Below are 4,112 nucleotides of genomic sequence, written 5' to 3' on the forward strand. Positions count from 1 at the left end.
CAAAAGTTTTGACTGCCAGCCGGAAACCCATTCCGTCAATCACGAAAGACGTGGGCTATTCGTTGCGCTCACGGTCAATATCTGACCAAGGTAACTGACCGGCGCGGTAAAGGCCAAGATCGCTGGCGAGCAACTTTCCCCAAGTTGCAGCCGATCCATATCCAACTAGGTTATCCAGATTGATATCAGTCGCTCGGGTTTCTTGAGAAATTTTTGTGGCGGAAGTGAATTGATGAAGCTTCTTTCTGATTTCCGCCTCAGTCCAATTTTGCGTGATAAAAGTCACGATGCGGCTCAGGGAAACGTCACGAAGCTCATCGATTTTCGAAAATTCAGTTTTAGTTTGCTGAAAATCCCGAGCAACGGCTTCGCAAAGTGATACGTCGGTTTTAATTGTAACAACGTAGTCTGCTGTTACCGATACGTGTTCAGGCAATGATAATTCATTATGCGTCAAGAAGACGGTTTGCCTTGCCCACGAAAATTCCTCGGCTGGTCGCTTTAACCGCTTTTGGCGTTGCGCCTGCTTTTCGTCGATTGTGATGATCCTTTGGGAGCGCGGGCCTGCACAGTAGTGTTTGATCTCAGTAAGCGCGCGTTCGTAGAATTCCAGATCTTCTTGGTGATCGATAATGATAACAAGAGTACACACTCGCCCTGCTAGAAATTGATGAAGGCCGAGTTTTCGAATTTGCCGAGTGAGGTGTGCCCGAGCCAGCTCCACGGCCAAGCCGTCTTGTGTTCGTTGGAAATACTTCATTCTGTTTACTCGCACTGGGTGGAAATAGAAGAAGGGGAGACCGGCAGTAGCGATCCGATATTCGAATGAGTTTCATCGACGTTGCCTCATGGATTTAATGCTGCCGCCCGAACCTGGCTGGATTGCCGAGCCTATAGAACCTGGAAAGGGTGCGTGCGAACCGCATTTCAGGATCGAGATAGTAGAGATCGCTGGTAATGATGAGCCTGTTGCGACCAAGCAAAGGATGTTCCTGAACCAGTCCTTCTAGACATGCAGCAGGCCGAGTAGTCTGTTTCCAGTCGTATAGCGCGGGACTGTCATCAAGAATTTCAGGTGCTGGCTGTTTGCCATCTCGGAGCATCTTCAGATCATCGATCAGGTGGTGGAGTTTGCCGATCATGTCGTTCAGATAATTTTGGCTATTCATCGTAAGACTCCTCATTATCGGGCGCGTAAACGCCGATTTGCATCATTTAGGATTGTGGAGGTGAACTAGGTTCTGGAAACGCGTGTTTCCGGAGCTATCCTCTCAGTCAAATCGAATACGATTTCACCGGAGAAATAGAGCGCGGCGATTGCCGCCATTGGCTCGCTTGAATTTCGAATGAGTTGAAAACAATGCTTAAGCGGAAGTGGGCCGTCGTCATCGAGAACGGTCAGAAGGCGCACGCGGTCAGAAAGCGAAACCGTTGAGGTTCGCGCATAAGGTAACAAATCAACTGCGTTGGCGATGAGCACAGCATTGTTGTCGTGCTGGTAACTGACGCAGTCGTATAGCCAGCCATCAGCCTCTGCGGCGGCGATTGCCCAATCCTGTGGCGGTGTTGCGTCCACCAGATAATCGCCGTCAGACCTTTGAACGGCGAAATCAGGAATATGATAACCGTCTCCAAAACGTACGAGCAGAGGCAAACAAGTCCAAGCAATTACGTTAGGAGATAGATCAAAAAGACATGCCAAGTCACGCGCTTGTTGCGAACGGAAAAGCGCTTCGCCACGGCACTTCAGCACCTGCGAGGGTTTGAATTTATTAACAGACGCATTCAGTCTGACGTCCTTGAGAAGACGGTCGGTAATAGATTGGAACATGGAAGAGAGTTCCTCTGATCGCGACGGCTAGATGTCAGCCGTCAATGAACAACGGGTTCAGGAATCAGATGAAACGTATTCGAAGCACGCGGCTAACATCGCGCTCGGTAGAGCGCGATGTTAGCTTCGGGGAGGGGTTGAGCGCGTGTTTCATACGAAGAACATAACAGGAACAAGCTGCGAGAGTCAAGCCTTCACGTTTGGATTAAAATGGCCCACATGCCACGTATCCGTTATCGGATTGCATAAGCCAGGAAGTTTGAACCATTCGTGGATTTGCAAGAAATCGCTAACATTCGCCGTCGCGATGGGAATTCCATACCGTATGGAGGCTGCTGCGATCTGAAGGTCTTGTCCCAGCTTGGGTTTCTTTGAGTTGGGGTCAGGGATCCACAGCGATTTCAAGGCTGGGACAGAAAGCATTCGACCAATTATCCGGGCAGTCTTTGCATCGTGATCCAAACACATAAGGTCACTAGCGAGCAGTTGCTCCAGCCATTCCTCCAGCGCATCTGCGCGAGCGGAGCCGCAAGAGCGAAGATTTTCAATGCCTTTCTGGATTTCGATGACCGTTGAAATCGAAATGGCGAAATAAATATCCGGAAATGTCTTTACCCATGTGATAAGTTCGGTTGGCGGATTCTTGTAAGCAAATTGGCTTAGGATACATGTATCTAGAAGCAGTCGCTCATGCGTGTTCATACTGCACTCGCAAGCTTGATTAGCTGGATATTTTCGTCGAAGCAATTGACAAGAATTTGGTAAAATAAGGATTAGTAAACCGAACGGTGGCTCGTACAGCTGCCGTTATCAAACATTGGATAGCGTCTAGATGAAGAATGGAAAGATTTGGACGATTGATGAGTTTATTTCAGATACGAGCAATGTTTTGTCTTCTGTGGCTTTAAATGGGCCGCAGTTTTTAGTGGCGAATGGGAAAACTTATAGAATAGAAGCCGTCGAAGACGCTGAAGCTGATAAGGTCAGAGATATACTGAGCGGCGGTGGTCCTTTGGAGGACGGCGACAGACTGGATTGAGCGGGCTTTCGATTGCACGCTGTGCTGAAAGCAACGTAATATTCCGCAACGATCCTAGTGTCCGTCAGGATGGCGATGTATCGGATCAACCCAATAAATCTCCTCTGGATTTTCGATAGGTTCCACGTCTGTGATGTTCACGACAACCGCTTCGTTGTCTGATCGAACCAAAACGCATTCCAGCACGTTGTCAGGATCGGCGTTTATCTCCTGATGAGGAACATAGGGCGGTACAAAAATAAAATCGCCTGGTCCGGCTTCGGCCACGTATTCCAGATGATCTCCCCATCGCATCCGCGCCTTGCCTCGAAGAACAAAAATGACGCTTTCCAATGCGCCATGGTGATGGACGCCAGTTTTCGCATTGGGTTCGATTGCGACCGTCCCGGCCCAGATTTTCTGTGCTCCAACACGCGCATGATTTATAGCTGCCTGACGAAACATCCCTGGCGTTTGCGCAGTATTCGGATCAAGCTGATCCCCTTTGATCACGCGTACCCCGTCATGCTTCCATCGATCTTTGTGTTCCTGATGATGATCGTTGCTCATGACACACTCCGTTCCACGCGAGGGGAAAACAAACCTATCGACCGACATGGTTCGACAGTAAATACTTTCAGTCAAGGAGCAGCATCCAAAGATTGATCTAATACTAAAGGGGAGATGATCAGTTTTCCGCTTGATCGCACAGAAGAGCTAGGCAATATGGTTTCTGTATTGAAAACGCCCGCTGAATGAGGATTTATCGACCCTTCCACTGAGATTCAATGTAATTGGCAAAATACTCCGCTGAATTAGGTGAGCAGCCCAAGGCAAGGAATGCCTTTTTGTTTTCCTCCCTAGTATATCTAGTTTCACTAATCTCTTTGGCTAATTCAATATAAGCGGGGGTGCTTCCCGTTAGCCAAGTTTTTAGTTCAGAATAGAACTTCTTCAGCATACTCATCTCCGATCTCGATTTCTCCATTCCAGCTATTTAAGCTATACAATACTGTACATACGAAACTGGTCGGCTTCAAATGGTCCTCCCAATTGAATCTCAATCTAGATATAAGGTGCAATGAGTTTGAACCGATTATTTCGATTTCTTTTAATAATTGTTCTTTACCTTCCTTATCGATTTCATCGCCATTGTATGATTTTATCGCTTCGACAATTATCGGTTTGTCCGACATCAGCGCCTTTGAGACAAAACTGGTTTAATTAAGAAGAGAGGATTTTCGGCTCATCATAGCTTTATCA

Annotated in this window: 6 protein-coding genes; 1 reads left to right on the forward strand and 5 read right to left on the reverse strand. The window is 47.7% G+C overall.

Going from position 1 to position 4,112, the window contains the following annotated elements; genetic code table 11:
• Nucleotides 1-55 precede the first annotated feature (55 nt).
• The 4 genes from HWX93_RS22450 to HWX93_RS22465 form a co-directional block, all read right to left on the reverse strand.
• Nucleotides 56-760, reverse strand: coding sequence for a hypothetical protein (locus HWX93_RS22450; protein WP_176038785.1), 705 nt, complete (start codon nt 758-760; stop codon nt 56-58).
• A gap of 94 nt (nt 761-854) precedes the next feature.
• Complete coding sequence (locus tag HWX93_RS22455; RefSeq protein WP_176038786.1) at nt 855-1,169, reverse strand: DUF6634 family protein; 315 nt, start codon at nt 1,167-1,169, stop codon at nt 855-857.
• A 65-nt stretch (nt 1,170-1,234) separates the two neighbouring features.
• Complete coding sequence (locus HWX93_RS22460; protein WP_176038787.1) at nt 1,235-1,831, reverse strand: hypothetical protein; 597 nt, start codon at nt 1,829-1,831, stop codon at nt 1,235-1,237.
• Nucleotides 1,832-2,017: 186 nt separating this feature from the next.
• On the reverse strand, nt 2,018-2,533 hold the full coding sequence (locus HWX93_RS22465; protein WP_176038788.1) for a hypothetical protein: 516 nt from the start codon (nt 2,531-2,533) through the stop codon (nt 2,018-2,020).
• A gap of 130 nt (nt 2,534-2,663) precedes the next feature.
• On the opposite strand from HWX93_RS22465, the gene HWX93_RS22470 reads away from it, so the two are divergent.
• Nucleotides 2,664-2,870 (forward strand): hypothetical protein, encoded by a 207-nt coding sequence (locus HWX93_RS22470; protein WP_151652395.1) that lies wholly within the window; start codon nt 2,664-2,666, stop codon nt 2,868-2,870.
• A 54-nt stretch (nt 2,871-2,924) separates the two neighbouring features.
• Here the strand turns inward: HWX93_RS22470 and HWX93_RS22475 are convergent, their stop codons facing one another.
• Nucleotides 2,925-3,419 carry a cupin domain-containing protein gene (locus HWX93_RS22475; protein WP_176038789.1) on the reverse strand — a complete coding sequence of 165 codons (495 nt, stop codon included), beginning with the start codon at nt 3,417-3,419 and terminating at the stop codon, nt 2,925-2,927.
• Nucleotides 3,420-4,112: the final 693 nt, after the last annotated feature.

It is taken from the genome of Brucella tritici, from assembly GCF_902825325.1.
GTDB lineage: Bacteria > Pseudomonadota > Alphaproteobacteria > Rhizobiales > Rhizobiaceae > Brucella.

Coding starts and splice junctions, on each gene's coding strand:
- HWX93_RS22450 (WP_176038785.1), bottom strand. CDS start 760: ATGAAGTATTTCCAACGAACACAAGACGGCTTGGCCGTGGAGCTGGCT.
- HWX93_RS22455 (WP_176038786.1), bottom strand. CDS start 1,169: ATGAATAGCCAAAATTATCTGAACGACATGATCGGCAAACTCCACCAC.
- HWX93_RS22460 (WP_176038787.1), bottom strand. CDS start 1,831: ATGTTCCAATCTATTACCGACCGTCTTCTCAAGGACGTCAGACTGAAT.
- HWX93_RS22465 (WP_176038788.1), bottom strand. CDS start 2,533: ATGAACACGCATGAGCGACTGCTTCTAGATACATGTATCCTAAGCCAA.
- HWX93_RS22470 (WP_151652395.1), top strand. CDS start 2,664: ATGAAGAATGGAAAGATTTGGACGATTGATGAGTTTATTTCAGATACG.
- HWX93_RS22475 (WP_176038789.1), bottom strand. CDS start 3,419: ATGAGCAACGATCATCATCAGGAACACAAAGATCGATGGAAGCATGAC.